Genomic DNA, 20,423 nt, shown 5'->3' with positions numbered 1-20,423 from the left:
GGGATAGAAAAATTGAATGTTCGAGCTACGATAAATTTATTGGGACAAATTTTGTCAGACAGTGTAGAATCGTAGTTATAAGAAGGTGATTCGAATTGCGAAAAATATATTTTGTTGGTTTTATGGGTAGTGGAAAAAGTGCGTTAGGAAGACGTTTAAGCTATTTATTGAAGATGCCATATTATGATATGGATCATGAGATTGTGCGACAGCAGGGGATGACAATTCCACAAATTTTTGAAAAATACGGCGAGGCCCATTTTCGAGAAATAGAAACAGAATTTTTGAAAAATTTTAGGGACGAGGCTTGTATTATTTCGACTGGTGGTGGCGTTGCCATGAATGCTGAAAATCGAAAAATTATGAGACGTAGTGGATTGGTGTTTTTTTTAGATGCGTCGTTTGAGGATATTTATAAACGAGTTCAGCATGATCCAAATAGACCCATTGTACAGAGCTCTACAAAAGAGGAGCTAGAAAGTCTGTATCACTACAGAAGGAAATTTTACCGTGATGCAGGTCATATTCAGGTACTGACAGAAGGTAGAACGATTCGTCAAATTCTAGAGTATTTAGTATTTCAAGTGAAAAGATTAAAAAACGAACGATGAAACAAATTCAATGTATTAATGTTCGTCTTTTATTATCTTTTAAAAAATGATTGCCTTTTCAATGCATTTAATGTTAGGATATAGACAAATAAGTAACTAAATGTTCATTGAATACTAAATAGTACCAAGATTTATCTTGGGCGGATGATTGTGCGGGGAGAGAGCGTGTAGACGCCACCGAAGGAGCAAGTAGCAATGGGCTATGAATCTCTCAGGTAAAAGGACTCGTACAAGACGCAACTCTGGAGAGAGCTGTAGTATAACAATAGCAGCCACCAAAGGGGAAAGCCGACTGATTGGCAATAGTAAGCGTGCGAGCCAGTCTGGTGTAACTTTCAGGTGCAAGGACAGAGAATCCCGAAAAGGGGTTCGTCTGTCTTTTTTTATGTCTATAGCGTGTTTTATGCGGTTGACTGCATGCATTGGCTGTAGGAATACAAAAAGCAGACGAACTACTACCAGTAAAAATGTAACTAACAATAAGGGGGCAAAAAAGAATGGCGAATGAATTAAAACGTACACCTCTATTTGAAGAATACGCGAAATATGGTGCAAAAACAGTTGACTTTGGTGGATGGGAATTACCTGTTCAATTCTCTTCTATTAAAGAAGAACACGATGCAGTTCGTAATCGTGCAGGCTTATTTGATGTATCACATATGGGAGAGATTTTAGTAACTGGTCCCGATGCATTAGGATTTTTACAAAATCTTTTATCAAATGATGTCTCAAAAATTGTTGATGGCCAAGCGCAGTACACAGCAATGTGCTATGAAGATGGTGGCGTTGTTGATGATTTATTAACATATAAATTAGCTGACAATCACTATTTACTATGTGTCAATGCAGCCAACATCGAAAAAGACTTTGATTGGATGATGGAAAATCAACATCAGTATGATGTGACGATTGATAACCAATCTGATGCCTATGCACAAATTGCTCTTCAAGGACCATTAGCAGAAGAAGTTCTTCAATCTCTTACTTCGACTGATGTAAGTGCCATTAAATTTTTCCGCTTCCAAGAGAATGTTGAGGTTGCAGGTCATAAAGTATTAGTTTCTCGTAGTGGCTACACAGGTGAAGATGGCTTTGAATTATATGGCGCTCCAGAAGATATTAAAGCGCTTTGGGGTAAAATTTTAGATGCTGGTCAAGAAAAAGGTGTAGTTCCAGCTGGACTAGGTTGTCGCGATACACTTCGTTTTGAAGCAGGGCTACCATTATATGGTCAAGAGCTATCAGCAACAATTTCTCCACTAGAGGCTGGTATTGGCTTTGCTGTGAAATTAAGTAAAGAAGACTTTATTGGTCATGAAGCATTAGTAGCACAAAAAGAAAATGGACTACCACGAAAACTTGTAGGAATTGAAATGATTGATAAAGGCATCCCACGCCATGGCTACAAAGTGTTTAAAGATGGTCAAGAAATCGGTGAAGTGACAACGGGTACACAACTTCCTTCATCTAAACGTAACGTTGGTCACGCAATAATTGACAGTCAATTCACAACAATCGGAACTGAGCTAGAAATCGAAATTCGCGGTAAGCACTTAAAGGTAATAACAGTAGAAACACCGTTTTACAAGCGTTCAAAATAATAGTTGAAAAGAGGGACCTACATTTATGAAACATCGTTATTTACCTATGACGGAGCAAGATCAAAAAGAAATGTTAGACGTAATCGGTGTATCCTCAGTCGATGAATTATTCGAGGATATTCCTGAGAAAGTCCGTTTTAAAGGCCTTTATGATATTAAGGAAGCAAAATCAGAATCTGCTTTATTAAAAGAGTTAACGGCCCTTGCTGCAAAAAATAAGGACACAAATGCCAATGTATCATTTTTAGGCGCAGGCGTTTACAACCACTATAAACCAGTGATCGTAGACCATGTTATTTCTCGTTCAGAGTTTTATACAGCTTATACGCCATATCAACCAGAGATTTCACAAGGTGAGCTACAAGCGATCTTTGAATTCCAAACGATGATTGCCGAGCTAACAGGTATGGATCTTGCGAACTCTTCTATGTATGACGGTGGTACAGCATTAGCAGAGGCAGGTATGCTGGCAGCTGGTCATACGCGTCGTAAGAAAATTTTAGTATCTGAAGCAGTGCACCCAGAATATCGTGATGTAGTTGCTACATATGCCTATGGTCAATCCATTGAGATTGTGACAATTCCACAAAAAGACGGTGTGACAGATGTGGAAGCATTAAAAGAGTTAATCGATGACAACACAGCAGCTGTTATTGCACAATATCCAAACTTCTTTGGTCAAGTGGAAGACATTCAAGTGATCGGGGATATTGCACATGCTGCAAAAAGCTTACTTGTTGTATCTTCTAATCCACTTGCATTAGGCATTTTAACGCCTCCTGGTAAGCTAGGTGCTGATATTTGTGTAGGTGATGCGCAAGTATTCGGTATCTCTGAAGCTTTCGGTGGCCCACACTGTGGTTTCTTTGCGGTGACAACGAAATTAATGCGTAAGGTGCCAGGGCGTCTTGTTGGTGAAACAGTGGATGGTGAAGGCCGTCGTGGGTACGTATTAACACTGCAAGCACGTGAACAACATATCCGTCGTGATAAAGCCACTTCAAATATTTGCTCGAACCAAGCCCTCCTCGCACTTGCAGCTTCTGTAGCGATGACTGCTCTAGGAAAACAAGGTATTCGTGAAATGGCTACTCAAAATATTGCAAAAACACGTTATGCAAAAAATGCTTTTGAAGCAGCAGGCTTTACAGTCGCATTCCAAGGCGCACACTTTAACGAAATCGTTGTGAAAACGAATAAATGTGTGAAGGAAATCAATAAAGGTTTAATCGAAAAAGGTATTATCGGTGGATATCCTTTAGGTCAAAATTATGACTCTCTTAAAAATCATATGCTAATCGCAGTGACTGAATTACGCACAAAAGAAGAAATTGATGCACTTGTTGCAGAAATGGGGGCTCTTCATGCATAACGAAAATCAAACACTCATTTTTGAAATTTCAAAAGAAGGTCGCGTTGGCTATAATTTAGAAGCACTAGATGTACCTGAGGTAGACCTAGCAGATTTATTACCTGCAAACTTAGTACGTACAGAGGCAGCAGAACTACCTGAAGTGTCTGAGCTTGATATTATGCGTCATTATACAGCACTTTCTCGTAGAAACCATGGAGTAGACTCTGGCTTCTATCCGCTTGGCTCTTGTACGATGAAATATAATCCGAAAATTAACGAAGCAGTTGCACGTCTTTCAGGCTTTGCCAATGTTCACCCATTACAGGATGAATCAACAGCACAAGGGGCAATGGAGCTTCTTTATGATCTTCAAACTTCTTTAGTAGAAATTACAGGGATGGATGAAGTGACATTACAACCAGCTGCAGGTGCTCATGGTGAATGGACAGCGTTAATGATGATTCGTGCATTCCATGAAGCAAATGGCGAAGGTCACCGTAACAAAGTCATCGTTCCTGACTCGGCTCACGGTACAAACCCAGCATCAGCGACAGTAGCAGGCTTTGAAACAATCACTGTTAAATCGGATGAAAATGGCTTAGTTGATATCGAAGACCTTCGCAAAGTAGTAGGTTCTGATACAGCTGCGCTAATGTTAACTAACCCGAATACACTAGGCTTATTTGAAGAAAACATTATCGAAATGGCAGAGCTTATTCACTCCGTAGGCGGTAAAGTGTACTATGATGGTGCGAACCTCAATGCCGTTATGAGTAAAGCACGTCCTGGCGATATGGGCTTTGACTGTGTACATTTAAATCTGCACAAAACATTTACAGGTCCACATGGTGGCGGTGGTCCAGGTTCTGGTCCAGTAGGCGTAAAAGCAGATTTAATTCCATTCCTACCAAAACCAGTTCTAGTGAGAACAGAAGAAGGAACATACCACTTCGATTACGATCGTCCACAATCTATCGGACGCGTAAAACCTTACTATGGTAACTTTGGTATCAATGTTCGTGCTTATACGTACATTCGTACAATGGGGCCGGATGGTTTAAAAGCTGTTACAGAATATGCTGTATTAAACGCAAACTACATGATGCGTCGCTTAGAGCCATTCTACGAACTGCCATATAACCGTCACTGTAAACACGAATTTGTCTTATCAGGTCGTCGTCAGAAGAAACTAGGCGTTCGTACATTAGATATCGCAAAACGTCTGTTAGACTTTGGCTATCATCCACCAACAACATACTTCCCATTAAATGTGGAAGAGGCATTAATGATTGAGCCAACAGAAACAGAATCAAAAGAAACATTAGATGCATTCTGTGATGTGATGATTCAAATTGCCAAAGAAGCAGAAGAAAATCCATCAATCGTTCAAGAAGCACCTCATACAACAGTCGTATCTCGTCTAGACGAAACACGCGCTGCACGTACACCAGTGCTACGCTATCAAAAAGCATAATGAGCAGAAGTAACCGTTCAATGAGTATGATTATACTTATTGAACGGTTTTTTTATGTGTTAGTGAAAGTAAATATGTTTTTGTAAGAAGATATTGAGGTATTACTATTGTAAGAACGTGGGTAAATTGAACGTATTTAATTTTATAGGATGGAAGGGTGAATTTACCAACTTAGTAAATTTCACACTTCCACTAACAGACTTCGTTGTATTATGTTTGACTTGGAAAGGAGAAGTGAGATCTTATGGTAGGTTCAAAGATGAGGGAGCGAGTATTTGCTACTTTATATGGTGGGATTGTCGGAGATCTAATGGGCGTACCTGTTGAATTTAAGAAAAGAGGAACTTTCCATGTGCAAGATGTAATAGGATACGGTACGTACAATCAACCACCTGGCACTTGGTCTGATGATACTTCTTTAACACTTTGCTTAGTCAAAAACATCATTGAAAAAGGCAATACAACTCATTTAATGGATAAGTTTGTACGATACATGGAAGAAGGCTATCTCACACCATTTGGAGAAATGTTTGATATCGGCATCACGACTGCTGAAGCCGTTTCAAACTATAAAAAAGGTGTTTTGCCTGAGCATTGCGGAAAAACGGGCGAGTTCGATAATGGCAATGGGACGCTTATGAGGATAGCACCTTTAGTATTTGTGGTAATGAATGAGTTTGATTTTAGTAAAAGAAAAGCATTGATTCAACAATATACAGAGATTACACATGCCCACCCACGTTCAATCGTGGGGTCTATCATTTATATTGAGCTATTATTAAGCTTATATCGAAATAATTCGCTAGAAGCTGCCTTAGTTGAAATATTTTCATTGCTTGAAAATCATTTGCAGGACGAACTGAAAGCAGAATTAAACACATACGCAAGAATATTTCACGACAACTTTTTTAGTATTCCTGAAGATGACATTCACTCAAGTGGCTATATTGTCCATTCTCTAGAAGCTGCGATATGGTGTGTTGGTAATGCACGAACGTTTAACGAAGCGATTCTAAAAGCTGTTAATTTAGGAGAAGATACAGATACAATTGCCGCAATTACAGGTGCCATAGCGGGTATGAGTAGTTGGTTGAATGAGATTCCAGATGAATGGTTGAATCAAATTATTAAAAAACAGGAGATTGATGATTTAATCACGGCATTTTATGAATTTTGTACAGCACAGGTGTGAAAAAAATTTATTAGAAAGGACGGTGACGGAATGTTACCTATACATAATAGCTATACGACATATCCACCAGCAACAGATCACCAAATTTTACACATAGAAAATAGGTTGATTTGTCAACTTCCGAGTGCGTATAGACATGTATTAAAGGAAAGTAACGGTTTATCGTTTACGAATGGTGTGTTCATTTATGGTACAGAGGACATTTTAGAAAGAAATGAGACTTGGGAAGTGGCGGAATATGCAAAAGGCTATATTGCCATTGGTGATGATAGTGGAGGAATGGTCTTTTTAATGGCGATAAAGGCAGAGAATTATCGTGTTTTTGCAGTAGATGGTGGTGATATGAATCCGCAACATGCTACATTGGTTACTTCTGATTTATGCAAGTGGCGACAAGAAGGGTGTCAGTATTAGCGAGAGAGACAAATGAAAAGCTTTTTCCTACTATAAGGAAGGAGCTTTTTTTATTTGTCTATTTTTGGAGAAAAACAATTGAAAATAAAGCAAAATTATTACGTATTCTATTATTTTTTGAATTTTTTAGAAAATTATGTTGAATTATTGGAGAGAGATAGTATAATGAAAATATAGTTACATATATGGTTAATAATTCCTTTATATAAGGATTTATTGGTATAAAATAGTGACTATAATCTTATAAAATGAAGAAATGAGGCGATTTTAATGATTAACATGATTCAATATTTAGAGCAAAATCCGACGCTGGTGACATTGTTAAAAGAAAAAAAAGCTTCTCTCATTGGTGTAACAGCATTAGAACAAAAGGCAATTTTGGATTCGTTTGATGAAGATGTATGTTTAGAAAATGGAATTTGGTATTGACATTAATTAAAGAGAAATGGTTTTGGCTTGCTGTAGGTATTTATTTAACTCTAGGCTTTTATGTCCTTTATGTTACCTACAGCACGCCTTTTGTAAGCATAAAAATACAGGAAGAAAATGGACAATGGATTATTAAAGAACCATATTATAAAGAATGGGCAACTGATCAAAAAATATATGTTGGAGATATTGTTATAAATGTCGATGGAGTCAAAGTCGATGAAGTTTCAAATATTACATATGATTCCAAAATTCGAGCAGCAAATACATTAGAGATTTTAAAGCAAAATGGTGAAATTCTCTATGTTCAAATAAATCACTTAGATATTCCCCAACAATTTTATTATCTCTTTTTTTTTCCTGCATGTTTCTTTTTCCTTACGTTATTGATTACTTTTTATTTAAAAATAACCCAAAAAGGAACATCACTTTTAAATTTACTAATGTATTTTATGTTAGTTATTTCAATAGCTTATGTAAGTAGCGGTGCATCTGGACGACTAGATAATCTAAGTATGATTATTAATCGTGGGAGTATGTTACTTTGTTTAGTAATATTAATTCATTTTTTAAAAAAATATTTTTCTTTTTTAAATTTAAAATGGATTTTTATTAAAAATATTTCCATTCTTTACATATTACCTTTAATAGCAATCTTTATAAGTATCATTAGCATAATTTTCCCGAAAATTAACCCATTATTTTCTACTGTTATATTATGGACATTTTTTATATTATTAATTTCCAATCTAAGTATTTTAATTGTAGGATACCATAGATATAAATCCTCTCAATTGAAACTATTGTTAATAAGTGTTATTACACCGTTTTTACCATTTCTCTTTTTATATGCAGTACCTGTAATTTTGTTTAATCAGTATGTAATTTCTGCAGATATATGTTCTTTATTTTTAATGCTTATCCCATATAGCTTCATTTTCACACAACTAACTGAACGTATTTTCGATATGGAGTATTTCATTTCTCGATTACGTTATTATTTCAATTTCTCATTTGGCTTTACCATATGGCTGTTAATCGGTCTCTATTTATTTGCGGATCTATCCATTTCACGAATGACGGAGATTTTCTTTTTTGCCTTTCTATCGTTAATGGCGTTGTTTTACATAAAAGAGCGGATTGATTACCGTAAACGGAAAATTTTATTTTCTACAAAAGGAGACTACATTCATCGCTTGTATACGACCGTTGAAAGTATTGGTAGAGTGGTGAAGATTGAGGATTTATTGGAGAGATTTGTACAGGAAGTGGTGGTCCAGCTTGAGATGGAAAGTGTGTATGTGCTCACTTACGATTTTCAAACACATCAAGTTACCTTAACAAATAAATCCAAAGAATACACGCAGCATCAAATAGACGAGGTACTAGTTGAACGATTAGGCTTAGGGGATATTAAAAAAACAGATCATTTCTATATCGCCTTTATTCATCAAGATGTGAACTATAAACGAATCCTTGTTGTGGACCATAATAAAACGATTTATCTCAAGGATGAGGAATTACTATGGTTAGAATTGTTATTGCTCTATTTAAATAATTTTATTGAAAACACGAAAATGGTTGAGGAGCTTTTGAATCAGTTAAAGCATATGAAAGAGGCTGATAATCGACAGCTACCATGGCTCAATAAATTACTTTGGTTACGTTTCGAGGAGGAAAAATATCAGTTAGCACAGGAACTTCATGATACGATTTTACAAGAACAACTGCACATCGCAAGGGAAATGGATGTCCTCATGCATGCAAAAGAAAAAGAGGAGATCCCATCTAAACTTATAAAACTTCATGAACATATGATTATCTCACTGAATGATTTAAGAGGTTATTGTGAAAATTTAAAGCCACCTCTGCTAGATACATTAGGCTTAAATGCAGCACTCGAAAAATTAATCCAAAAAATCCATAAACGTGCTAAATTTGTTTTGATTTATACGATTGACCGTCTCTATTTAGAGGATGAACGTTTAAATTTAATGATTTATCGCCTGTTCCAAGAATTATTAAATAATGCTTTAAAACATTCCTATGCCAATACTGTTGAAATACATTTACTAGGCACTGAAGAAGGCTTTCAAATTTTGTATAGTGATGATGGTGTAGGTTGTAATATAGATGATATTCTACTTGCCGATTCCATGGGCATACAAGGTATGCAGGAGCGAGTTCAAGCTTTTAATGGGAAATTCGCCTTAGACAGCAAAGTAGGAGAAGGGATGACGATTCATATTCGAGTAAGTGAAACCCAACATACGAATCCCTATGCCTATAGGACCCTGACCCGACCAACTTATATGATACGAGGATAACCAGATGAAGCGGAAGCATAAGTGCATACATTTTTTTAACACCTTTTAATCTCATCGTAGATGCTACGAATGCAGGTTAGAAGGCTTTTGTTTGAAGTTGTGTTTATTTAAATGCATTAATAAATCAAAAATAATAAAATGATATCAAAAAAATATTATTTTGCAAAATGAGAATCAGGAGAAAATACACTTTTTACAATACTTACCGTAGAATCAAGGAAATTATGGACATATGACCGATATAATTCATTAGAAGGATTGAGGAGGTCAATAGATTTGAATAAAAAATTATTTTTAACAGCAGCAGCTATTCCTGTAGCACTTATTGTTCCAACTGTAGCAGGTGCAACTGAACTAGTTTCAGTCAGTGGGAAAAATATTGTCAATGAAACATTGAAAGTGGATAAATTACCAAATGAAGCTATCGTCAATGCTTATCAATGGTATTACCTAGAGGAAATTACTGGTGAAGAGGGTTCAACAAATAAGCCGATTCCTGGTGCTACGTCCATCTCCTTAAAAGTGCCCATCGAAGCAGCTGGAAAAACCATTTTTGTGGAAGCAACTACGACAGAAAATAAAAAATTTCAAAGTGAACCACGCAAAATTCAGCCATTAGATCTTGAAATCACCATTCCAACGTTAGAAGGTCAATCTTCTGGTTTTGCAGCACCTGGGGAAACAGTGAAAGTTGCTGGTATTACTGTCACTGATAAGAATGGTGCAGAATTGCAAAGTGGTCAAATTACATATAGTTATCAATGGTTTTATAAACTGGGTGATAACTCCTTTACTATCATAGAGGGAGCTACAGGTAGTACCTATACGATCCCAAAGGATGCTATTGAAAAGGATATTAAGAATATTGCTGTTACAGTCAAAGCAAAAGTGGGTCTTTCTTTTGCAGAATCTAAACTATCGGATACCATTACAGTATCAAAAGAATCTACTGATACTTTAACTACCGAAATTGAAGCTTTACTGGTCAATGACAATAAATACAATGTATCAAGCTTAGAAGCATTCAGTGCTAAAGTTGCGGAACTAGAAAAAAACTATCAATCTTTATCAGCAGCAGCTAAAGGGAATGTGTCCAATTACGATGTTTTAAAGCGAGCGCTTGCTGATGTTGAATTAATAAATAAGTTAAATGAAAAATGGAGCAAAATAGAGACTAGTAATGAAAAAGAAATTAAGGAAATAGAAGAGGCTTATAATAAACTAGATCTGTTACAGCGTAGCTTAGATGTAAATGAGACCTTATATAAGAGCATTAAAAATCTATTAAATGAGCCAAATGATCTTGAAGAGATAAAAGCAGTGAGAAGTCTCAATCAAGCCATTATTAATATACTAACTTATGAGAATTCACTTGTGAAATATGTAGCTGCTGATGTTGATTCCTTACAGGAGATTGTGAAGACGCTTGAAGCAGATATTGAGAAACTATCACAAAGCTACCGAGCTGCTGTTCAAAACCAAGCCATTTTGACTGAGGCTAAATCGGATATTAAAAAGGTCGAGCAATTTATTAAATCATTTGATAAATTAGCTACAAATATTACACCGAGTAAACAAGTGACGACGGCTAAATCCATTCGAACAGCCTATGAAAAATTAACGTATAAACAATTAAAATTAGTGCCAGATGCGTATGTGCAACGTTTGACTACAGCAGAACGTGCTGAAGAAAGCCAAATTACAAAACTAAATCATGATATAGATAGCTATATTGGTGATGATGTCTATCCGTTCGATCCGTCTGCTGGTTCATGGCAAAGTCATGTCAATAATGTCAATCAAATGATCAAAGAATACAAGAGCTTAACGAAAGCCTCAGCAGCACAAATTATTGGCTATGATAGTCTTGTTACCTTACAGAAAGATTTAAAAGCAGCCGAAAAAGTAAATAAAGATATGGATGCGTATCAAAAGTTATCTGCAACCACTGGTGTTACGGAAAGTAAACTTAATTCAAGCTATACAAGTACTTTAAAAGCTTATAATAATCTTACGAATTTACAGCAGTCACTTGTATATAATGCTGAAGATTTTTTACTAAACACGCCAAAGATTTCTGTTGATGGCAATGGTAAAGTGCCTGCTGATAAAGCAGCAGCAGAGGCGTTAAAGACAGATATCGCCAAATTTGCGGATGTGACGAAATATTCATTCAATCAATTAGAAACGGCTGTTGATACAGCTACCGAATCCTATAAAAAATTGTCTTCAGCTGCAAGAAAATATGTGACAAATTATTATTTATTAACGGCGGCAAAGAAGGATATTACGGGTGTGAAATCATTCTATAAAAAAATACAGACTGCTAGAGAAGAAACAGATGCTGCGAAAAAAGCTAAAAAAATTGAAACAGTGCAAAAAGCTTATGCAAAATTACCAGCGAATCAGCAGCATTTAGCAAAAGAACAATATGAAGCTTTATTAAAAAATCAAAATATCGATGAAAATGCATCGAAGCTCACACAGCTAAATAATGACATTGCTACAATCGTTGCCAATAATCTCTATGTCGTAACGATTGAAACAATTAAAAATCTTTCTACGCAGTATAGTAGTCTTAGTTCAAGTGATAAAAAGTTGATTACGAATTATGATATTTTAAAAACAGCGCTTGCAGATGTGAAAAAAGTGGAAAGCTTTATGAAGACCTATGAGAAATCCTTTGCGACTAATCCAAGCACCGTTATCAAGGCATTTGAAAAGCTTACATCTAAACAAGTGAGCCTGATTGATGCAGGGACTCGACAATTGATTATTGATCAGCAAAAAGGACAACAGCAAACGAATGAAAATGCGTTGTCGCTAATTGAATCGATCAATTTACTTCTTGAAAAAGGTGAATATATTGATGGTTTGCAGGAGAAAGTAAGTGATATCCGTAAAGCCTATGATGCATTGAGTGATGCTGATAAGAAGGTTGTTAAAAATTATTCGAAGCTCACACAAGCAGAGGGTGATTTGAAAAAGGTTGACGAGGTGCATACTAAATACGAACCAGCAGGGGGCGATGAAACAGCGCGCAAAGCATGGAAAACTGCCTATGGTAAGCTTTCTAAAAGATTAGAATTACTTTATACAAAAATGTATCCAACTGAGCAATAATAGTTACTTCTAGATGGCCTCGAACAGTTTTCGAGGCTTTTCTTTATACATAAGATTTGTCTAGTAATTTGATTGTCCGCTATACTAGGTACAACAAAGGAAGAAATAGTTTACATAAAGATGGTAGTTTCACAAAGAAGGTAGGAACAAAAGATGTATAAAATAGGTGTTGTTGGTCCCATTCAATCCGTTGAAAGAATCATTGGATTAGCGCGAGAAATCGAACAGGATATGGAATTTATTCCGTATATATATAAAGTGGCGACAGAAACAAAGCATCTTGTGGAGACACATAATCAGGCTGTAGATTTCTGGCTATTTTCTGGCTACATTCCCTATAAAATTGCCAGTCAAACGAATGTTTCCAAAGATAAATTGACCCATATTATTTTTTCGGAAGCGGCCATTTATCGAGGTTTTTTAGAGCAGTCCTATCAACAAAAAAAGTTTATTGAAAATGTCAGTATTGACATTATCCCCTCGCCTTCTGAAATGGCTTCAGAAAGTCTTGCGGAGATTCAGAATAATGTTCATCACATGTATCTAAAGGAATTTGATGTGGCTATTGATCCACAAGAGTTATTTGATTTCCACTATAGTCTTTGGCAGGCGAAAAAGATTGATTTTGCGATTACTTGTTATCCTTCTGTTGATGAAGAGCTGAAGAAACGTGGTGTTCCGTCTTATTGGGTTTCTCCGACAAAAACAGAAATTTATCATACGGTTCAGCTTTTTACAGAAAAGATCAAAACGTCCTATTATAAAGAAACGCAAATTGGTGCGGTCATGCTTGAAATAAAGGACTTCGATTCATTAAAAGAGCGCATGAAGCAAGGCTATCGTATTCAATATTTAGAGTTGCGTACGAAGGAAAATCTACTACAGCTTTGTGAACAGATTGATGGTTCTCTTATTGAAGAGGGGAACGGTAAATATACGATCTTTAGTACAAGAGGAGCCATTGAAGGGCAAATACGTTTTTTACAAGAAAAAATGTATCAGTTATCGATTGAAATGGAGGCAAAGGTGACAGCAGGTATTGGTTTTGCTCAAACAGTGTTCAATGCCGAGTTACATGCTCACCGAGGACTAAGACAGACAAAGGAAAATGAAGCTATTGATATCGTGATGATACAGGATGATGGCACCATTATTGAATCGGTAGGAAATGTAGAAGAGCTATCTTATTCCTACCGAGCAGAAGACCCTTATATTTTAGAAAAACTAAAAAAAGGGAATATTAGTATTAAAACCTATATGAAAATACATGCACTCGTACAGAAAATGCGCTGGAAGCATTTTACGACAAAGGATTTAGCGACACAGTTGCAAATGAGCGAAAGAAATGCCCAACGAATCGTGGCAGATTTATGTAATGTCGATTTAGCGAGAATTTGTGGAGAAGAATTGCAGCATACTCGAGGTAGACCTATAAAAATGTATCAACTTGTCTAAAAATTTATAATAATGTCCCATGCTAATAAATGGTGTGGGACATTTTTTTGTGCTTTTTTTAGAAGAAGCTCTTAATACAGATGAATCAACGAATTCAGCGACTTTTTAGGTAAATAATAAGGGGATGCGAAGACGATTATCTATTAGAAATTTTCAAAAAAATATTGTTTTTTCATTGAACTTTGATTATTATACGAATATATAGCGAAATTGTCGGTATATAAGAGGGGATTTATTGACAGGGGGCAATGATAATCAAGAACCGTCAGGGCAATAAAGAGAAGATGTCTATATATGGGAGGGATATGAATGACAACAAATGAAGTAACGAAAAAATCTAGAAATGTCATCCTTGCACTATTATTTTTAGGCTGGTCCTTAGGGAATTTGGATCGCTACATTATGAACTATGCAGTCGTTTCGATTACAGGGGATTTGCAATTGGATGCATCTTCTACGGGTATTATTTTAAGCGCTTTCTTTTTAGGCTATGCCATTATGCAAATACCGGGTGGCTGGCTTGCGGATAAATTTGGTGCAAAACGAGTTTTATTGATGGCGGTTATTATGTGGTCTATTTTCACGGGCCTAACGGCGATTGCTTGGTCTTTAACAGCGATGATTGTGATTCGCTTTTTATTTGGCATTGGCGAAGGGGGATTTCAGCCATCAAGCTCTAAGATTATAGCTACGATCTTCCCGAAAGAAGAAAGAGGCAGAGCAATGTCCATCATGCTTACTTCTGGTGGGATTGTCTCACTCATCGTGCCGCTGCTAGCCGCCTATTTATTAGGAACGATTGGCTGGCGCATGATGTTTATTATCATTGGGGCCATTGGCGCAATAGTTGCCTTTTTATATTGGAAATATATTAAACTTCCGCAAGACGAAACAGCTACAGCTGAAACAGAAAATCCTGCGAATAAAGTGAATTTTAAAGAGTTATTGAAAACACCACTAATGTGGAATTTAATTATTGCTTATTTTTGTATTTATGCAGTGAACTGGGGATTAGTTTCTTGGATTCCAACATATCTTCAAAAAAATCGAGGCTTGGATTTAATGTCCATTGGTTGGGCACAAACAATACCTGCCATTACAACGATTATAGGTGTATATGGTAGCGGATATATCATTGATAAGTTACCAAAAGGGATGGATAAAGTGTTAGGCTCTATCTCCTGCGCAGTTATTGGTCTTTTATTGTATTTAATGTTTACTGCCGAAACAGTAACGTTATTTATTGGCTACCAAACGGTCGTGTCAATCTTTATTGCATTTGTCATTACATTACTACCTGTTATTGTACTGAAGAAATTACCTTCTTCTATCACAGGTTCTGCAATGGGGATTGCCAATACAGGGGGGCAATTAGCTGGGTTTGTCACACCAATGGCGATTGGCTTTATGGTTGATGCCTTTAATGGCTCCTTTGATGCAGCCTTTTGGATGTTAATTGGCTTTGCGCTTATCTGTATCGTGTCGCTTGTCACGCTAAACGACCAAAAAGGAACACTGTTAAAAGCATAATGAAAGTGGAGGAATGAAAATGAGTTATCATGAAAAAATTTCGGCATTAATTGAAGCAAAACAGCAAGCTACGGTAGCATTAAGCGATGCAATTTGGGCTGTGCCTGAGCTTCATTTTCAAGAAAAAAAATCGATGCAATATATGAAAGAGGCACTAGAAAAAGAGGGCTTTCAAACAGACGTTGGTGTTGCTGGTCTTGAAACGGCGCTTGTTGGAACTTATGGTTCTGGAAAGCCTGTCATTGCCTTTCTAGGTGAATATGATGCGCTTCCCGGCTTGAGTCAAAAAGGTGGGGCAACACAACATGAACCTCTTGTGGAGGGTGGAAGCGGACATGGTTGTGGTCATAACTTATTAGGTACAGGCGCATTCGCAGCTGCTGTAGCTGTGAAGGATTATTTAGCGCAAAATCATCAATCAGCAACAATCCGTTTTTACGGTTGCCCTGCAGAGGAGAATGGATCTGGTAAAGCTTATATGGCAAAAGCTGGTCTTTTCGATGATGTTGACATCGCGATTTCTTGGCATCCAGGTACTTTTTCGACCGTGATGACGTGTAGTTCTCTAGCAAACTATGCCGCAACCTTTAAGTTTACGGGCAAAAGTGCGCATGCGGCGGCTGCACCACATCTTGGGCGAAGTGCTTTAGATGCTGTTGAGCTTATGAATGTTGGGGTAAACTACTTACGAGAACACATCATTCCTGAAGCGCGTGTGCATTATGCCATTACGAATTCAGGTGGAACTTCGCCAAATGTAGTTCAACCATATGCAGAGGTAACGTATCTTGTTAGAGCACCTAAAAAGCAGCAAGTGCAGGAAATTTATCAGCGCGTAGAACATATTGCAAAGGGTGCCACAATGATGACAGGGACGTCAGTGGACATTGAGTTTGAAGGAGCTGCTTCGGATTTGATTACAAATAAAACGCTTTATGATGTAATGTATCAACAAATACTTGAAATTGGCATGCCAGACTATACAATAGAGGATGAACAGTACGCGCAGGCTATTTTCAATACATTTACGCCAGAAGTACAGGCTGCTTCATTAGTAGGCTTGCGTAAAGAAGATGCCAAGCAATTACAAGGAAAAGTGATTGCTGATCATGTTCCAGGCATGCTACCTGAATTTATTATGGGTGGCTCTACCGATGTTGGAGATGTCAGCTGGAACGTACCAACTGTGCAGTGTACAACGGTATGTATGGCATTAGGGACACCGTTGCACACATGGCAGGTGGTGTCTCAGGGAGTTATGCCAATTGCACATAAAGGTATGCTACAGGCTGCTAAAATTATGGCTTGTACAGCTTTAGCGTTGCTGGAAAATCCCGTATACATTGAAGAAGCGAAAAAGGAATGGCAAGAACGTCTTGATGGAGAAACATATCAATCATTAATTCCAGAGGGCACACAGCCACCTAAGCGCTAACAGGATAGAGTCTTCATAGGAGAACTATGAAGGCTCTGTTTTTGCCTCATTTGAAAGGAGAACGTGACATGTCAACACAACCCAATCATCAGCATCATCTTGTAGCACAGTGGGTATCACAGTATCGTGCAGCTGCCAACGAAGGGCAATGTGCTAGTTATATCCCTGCTTTAGCCCAAAAAGATCCCAACCAGTTAGCTGTGGCGATTATTGGAACTGAAGGCCACGAAATCAAAGCAGGAGATACCGAAGAACTATTTACCCTTCAAAGCGTTTCCAAGGTCATCACATTTATATTAGCCTGTATGGATCGAGGCTTGCCATATGTTTTAGAAAGAGTAGATGTTGAACCAACAGGAGATACCTTTAACTCAATTATTCGCTTAGAAAGCCATCAGCCAGGTAAACCCTTTAACCCGATGATTAATGCTGGGGCTATTACGGTGTCCTCCATGTTGGCTGGTCATTCTCCACAAGAGAAGGTCACAAAGATTCTACAATTTTTAGAGCAAATCATCGGCAAGCAATTAAGTATCAATGAAGAAGTGTTTGAGTCAGAGTGGCAAACGGCTAATCGTAATCGAGCATTGGCCTACTACTTAATGGATTCTGGCTTTCTAGATTGTTCAGTAGATGCGGCCCTTGAGGTTTATTTGAAGCAATGTGCAATTGAAGTCAATGTATCAGATTTAGCTATGATTGGTTTAGTTATTGCCAATGATGGCTATCACCCATTGTTAAAGAAACAGCTATTCCCTAAACAAGTGGCGAAATTAGCGAAGGCTTTGATGGTGACATGCGGTATGTACAATGCCTCAGGGAAGTTTGCGGCATTCATTGGCCTCCCTGCCAAAAGTGGCGTATCAGGTGCGATTCTTGCGGCTGTCCCAGGACATGCAAGCCTGAACTCCCCGTTTCCTACTGGCTGTGGTATCGGAATTTACGGACCAGCGATTGATCCAATAGGAAACAGTGTGGCAGGTGTACAGTTGCTGAAACATCTAGCAACAGAATGGGATATGACAATATTTTAATAAGTGAAGATGATTTCAGCGCTTTGTCTGAAGTCATCTTTTTTTCATTTTGTAAATAATAAATAAAGCGATAAACCAAATCGGTGTTAACAGCAGTGCTGTACGCGTAGCCTCAGAAATAAACATCACAATTAATAGAAAGGCAAAGAACGCAAGCACGACATAGTTGATAAAAGGTGTCAGCGGTGCTTTAAAGGTTGAAGCTTCATGTAAGGCACGTTTTTTTCGTTTGTAGATGATGTGCGATATGATGATAATGCTCCACACCCATATAAAACAAATTGCACTAATCGTCGTCACAATACTAAAGGCATTCTCTGGCATCAACTTACTTAATAGAGCGCCAACTGATACAACAATAGCAGATATAACGAGTGCATTACTTGGCACACTATTTCTGTTGAGCTTTGCAAATGCTGGAGATGCCTGTTTGTTGTTGCCAAGAGTATAGAGCATCCGACTTGTGGAAAATAAACCACTGTTACCTGCTGAAGCGGCTGAAGTAAGGACAACAAAGTTTATAATACCAGCAGCAATCGGGATACCAGCTAATGTAAATACTTGGACAAATGGACTGCTTGAGGCAGACATTTCATACCATGGGTTAATACATAGAATGACAAATAATGCTCCTACATAAAAGAGCAAAATACGAAATGGAATTTTATTAATGGCGGATGGAATATTTTTTTGAGGATCTGCTGTCTCAGCTGCTGAAACTCCCACTAATTCCACACCAACAAATGCAAAGACAACCATTTGGAAGGCCATTAAAAAGCCATATATACCATTTGGGAACATACCCCCATGTGCCCACAGATTTTCAACTGATACTGTTCCCGAGCTAGTTTGAAAGCCTGTCCCTAACATAATAAGACCAATGATGATAAGTGCCACAATCGTAATAACTTTAATAATAGCGAACCAAAACTCTAACTCACCAAAAAGCTTAACCGTTAATAGATTGAGTAGTAACAACAATACGAGACAACCAATAGCGGGCACCCATTGTGGGATATCAAACCAATATTGTGTATAAACCCCCACTGCAATAATGTCTGCCATCGCCGTCATTATCCAACAGAACCAATATGTCCAGCCTGTCACATAACCCGCCCAAGGCCCTATGTATTCGGATGCAAAATCCGTAAATGATGAATAGCCTGCATTGGATAGTAACAATTCACCTAAGGCACGCATCACAAAAAATAGCGCAGTACCTACAATTAAGTAGGCTAGGATGATCGAAGGTCCTGCTAAGGCAATGGCTTTCCCAGAACCTAAAAATAAACCAGTCCCAATTGTTCCACCAATGGCAATAAGCTGCACATGGCGATTTTTTAAATCACGTTTTAATTGTTGCTGTTCCACGTTAATCCCCCTCAAGATGCATAAAAAACTATGACTGGAAAAATAAAAAGAGACTAGTTGTGACACTAGTCTCGGAAAAACGTCAGAATAACAAATACCATTTACTTGCAGATGTCTACATGAAATAGGTTGAATATTACATGTAGCATCGCTTATAAAAGCTGCTATTACTCCTCTGTCCTTTTGCCTGAGATAGTGAACCCTTCGGCGACGCAATGTGCGCTCTCTCCAGAACTGCTCCTGCTATAGTTTGATCCATAGCATTCATAGCTTATTAATTTCATAATCAAATATTATTGTAAGATACTATACATCCTATCAGTGCTTCCAAAATTATTCAACAATAAATTTTGACTATTTTCAGAAAAATAGAAGAATAGGGTTCGTAACTGGTATATCTCTAACGAAAAATAGGATTTTTGGTCATACAAAGTGTTTGATGATGGGGTGTTTAAAATGTGAGGTGTAGAGGCTGATTCTATGGAAGCTAATATAGTGATAATGAGCAATATTCTGAGGGGACTACTTTAAATGGAGTAGAAAGTGATGAATTTTATTAGGTATGCTCTGGAGAGAAGCGAAGTGCTCATACTTATTGGAAGATCGCTCATAGTAAGTGTCCAAGCGCTCCTCCTTATGAGGAAGCCGCTCCAAAAGTGTGTCGAAGCGCTCATCCTTATGAGGAAGCCGACCCAAAAGTGTGTCGAAGCGCTCATCCTTATGAGGAAGCCGACCCAAAAGTGTGTCGAAGCGCTCATACATATGAGAAAGCTGCTCCAAAAAGGTGTGAAAGTGCTCATACTTATGAGGAAACAGCTTCAAAAGAGTATCAAAGTGCTCATCTTTATAAGAAACCCGCTTTCAAAGAGTATCAAAGCGCTCAAACATATGAGAAAGCTACTCCAAAAAGGTGTGAAAGCGCTCAAACATATGAGGAAGCCGCTCCAAAAGAGTATCAAAGCGCTCCTCCTTATGAGGAAGCCGCTCCAAAAGAGTATCAAGGTGCTCATACTTATAAGGACCCCGCTCAAAAAAGGTGCCAAAGCGCTCATACTTATGTGAAAATCCGCTCA

The 20,423-nt window shown here is 37.6% G+C and carries 15 protein-coding genes and 2 riboswitches; of the genes, 14 read left to right on the top strand and 1 reads right to left on the bottom strand.

Translation table 11 applies throughout. The features are described 5' to 3' along the window. The first annotated feature begins 95 nt into the window (after positions 1-95). From MHB65_RS15510 to MHB65_RS15450, 13 genes are all read left to right on the top strand, one after another. On the top strand, positions 96-611 hold the full coding sequence (locus MHB65_RS15510; protein ID WP_205444312.1) for a shikimate kinase: 516 nt from the start codon (positions 96-98) through the stop codon (positions 609-611). A gap of 144 nt (positions 612-755) precedes the next feature. Beyond that, a riboswitch (glycine riboswitch) is annotated at positions 756-848 on the top strand. A gap of 260 nt (positions 849-1,108) precedes the next feature. Further along, positions 1,109-2,212, top strand: a complete 1,104-nt coding sequence (gene gcvT, locus MHB65_RS15505; RefSeq protein ID WP_342440958.1) for a glycine cleavage system aminomethyltransferase GcvT — start codon at positions 1,109-1,111, stop codon at positions 2,210-2,212. A gap of 25 nt (positions 2,213-2,237) precedes the next feature. Next, positions 2,238-3,584, top strand: coding sequence for an aminomethyl-transferring glycine dehydrogenase subunit GcvPA (gene gcvPA, locus MHB65_RS15500; RefSeq protein ID WP_342440957.1), 1,347 nt, complete (start codon positions 2,238-2,240; stop codon positions 3,582-3,584). After that, the gene (gene gcvPB / locus MHB65_RS15495; RefSeq protein WP_342440956.1) at positions 3,577-5,040 is read left to right on the top strand and encodes an aminomethyl-transferring glycine dehydrogenase subunit GcvPB; all 1,464 of its coding nucleotides are present in this window, start codon (positions 3,577-3,579) and stop codon (positions 5,038-5,040) included. Before gcvPA ends, gcvPB begins: the two co-directional genes overlap by 8 nt. A gap of 244 nt (positions 5,041-5,284) precedes the next feature. Next, a complete protein-coding gene (locus MHB65_RS15490) occupies positions 5,285-6,232 on the top strand; it encodes an ADP-ribosylglycohydrolase family protein (protein WP_342440955.1) in 948 nt (315 codons plus the stop codon). A gap of 30 nt (positions 6,233-6,262) precedes the next feature. Then, complete coding sequence (locus tag MHB65_RS15485; RefSeq protein ID WP_342440954.1) at positions 6,263-6,646, top strand: SMI1/KNR4 family protein; 384 nt, start codon at positions 6,263-6,265, stop codon at positions 6,644-6,646. 270 nt (positions 6,647-6,916) lie between these two features. Beyond that, the gene (gene comX / locus MHB65_RS15480) at positions 6,917-7,075 is read left to right on the top strand and encodes a competence pheromone ComX (protein ID WP_205444302.1); all 159 of its coding nucleotides are present in this window, start codon (positions 6,917-6,919) and stop codon (positions 7,073-7,075) included. Further along, complete coding sequence (locus tag MHB65_RS15475; RefSeq protein WP_342440953.1) at positions 7,072-9,402, top strand: ATP-binding protein; 2,331 nt, start codon at positions 7,072-7,074, stop codon at positions 9,400-9,402. The genes comX and MHB65_RS15475 overlap by 4 nt, the downstream gene beginning before the upstream one ends. A gap of 276 nt (positions 9,403-9,678) precedes the next feature. Continuing rightward, complete coding sequence (locus tag MHB65_RS15470) at positions 9,679-12,525, top strand: hypothetical protein (protein WP_342440952.1); 2,847 nt, start codon at positions 9,679-9,681, stop codon at positions 12,523-12,525. Positions 12,526-12,678: 153 nt separating this feature from the next. Beyond that, on the top strand, positions 12,679-13,980 hold the full coding sequence (locus MHB65_RS15465; protein WP_342440951.1) for a hypothetical protein: 1,302 nt from the start codon (positions 12,679-12,681) through the stop codon (positions 13,978-13,980). Between the two features lie 309 nt (positions 13,981-14,289). After that, the gene (locus MHB65_RS15460; RefSeq protein ID WP_205444297.1) at positions 14,290-15,510 is read left to right on the top strand and encodes an MFS transporter; all 1,221 of its coding nucleotides are present in this window, start codon (positions 14,290-14,292) and stop codon (positions 15,508-15,510) included. Positions 15,511-15,529: 19 nt separating this feature from the next. Further along, on the top strand, positions 15,530-16,945 hold the full coding sequence (locus MHB65_RS15455; protein WP_342440950.1) for a M20 family metallopeptidase: 1,416 nt from the start codon (positions 15,530-15,532) through the stop codon (positions 16,943-16,945). Positions 16,946-17,013: 68 nt separating this feature from the next. Then, positions 17,014-17,979, top strand: a complete 966-nt coding sequence (locus MHB65_RS15450; RefSeq protein WP_342440949.1) for a glutaminase — start codon at positions 17,014-17,016, stop codon at positions 17,977-17,979. A gap of 33 nt (positions 17,980-18,012) precedes the next feature. Here MHB65_RS15450 and MHB65_RS15445 read toward each other — a convergent pair whose 3' ends face one another. After that, positions 18,013-19,350 (bottom strand): amino acid permease, encoded by a 1,338-nt coding sequence (locus MHB65_RS15445; protein WP_342440948.1) that lies wholly within the window; start codon positions 19,348-19,350, stop codon positions 18,013-18,015. Between the two features lie 165 nt (positions 19,351-19,515). Beyond that, positions 19,516-19,592: riboswitch (glycine riboswitch) on the bottom strand. Between the two features lie 304 nt (positions 19,593-19,896). On the opposite strand from MHB65_RS15445, the gene MHB65_RS15440 reads away from it, so the two are divergent. Further along, positions 19,897-20,412, top strand: coding sequence for a hypothetical protein (locus MHB65_RS15440; RefSeq protein WP_342440947.1), 516 nt, complete (start codon positions 19,897-19,899; stop codon positions 20,410-20,412). Positions 20,413-20,423 lie beyond the last annotated feature (11 nt).

Origin of the sequence: Lysinibacillus sp. FSL K6-0075 (assembly GCF_038592945.1) — a bacterium.
Taxonomy (GTDB): Bacteria; Bacillota; Bacilli; order Bacillales_A; family Planococcaceae; genus Lysinibacillus; species Lysinibacillus fusiformis_F.
The sequence above is the reverse complement of the archived record's forward strand: the minus strand, read 5'-3'. Positions and strand labels throughout refer to the sequence as shown.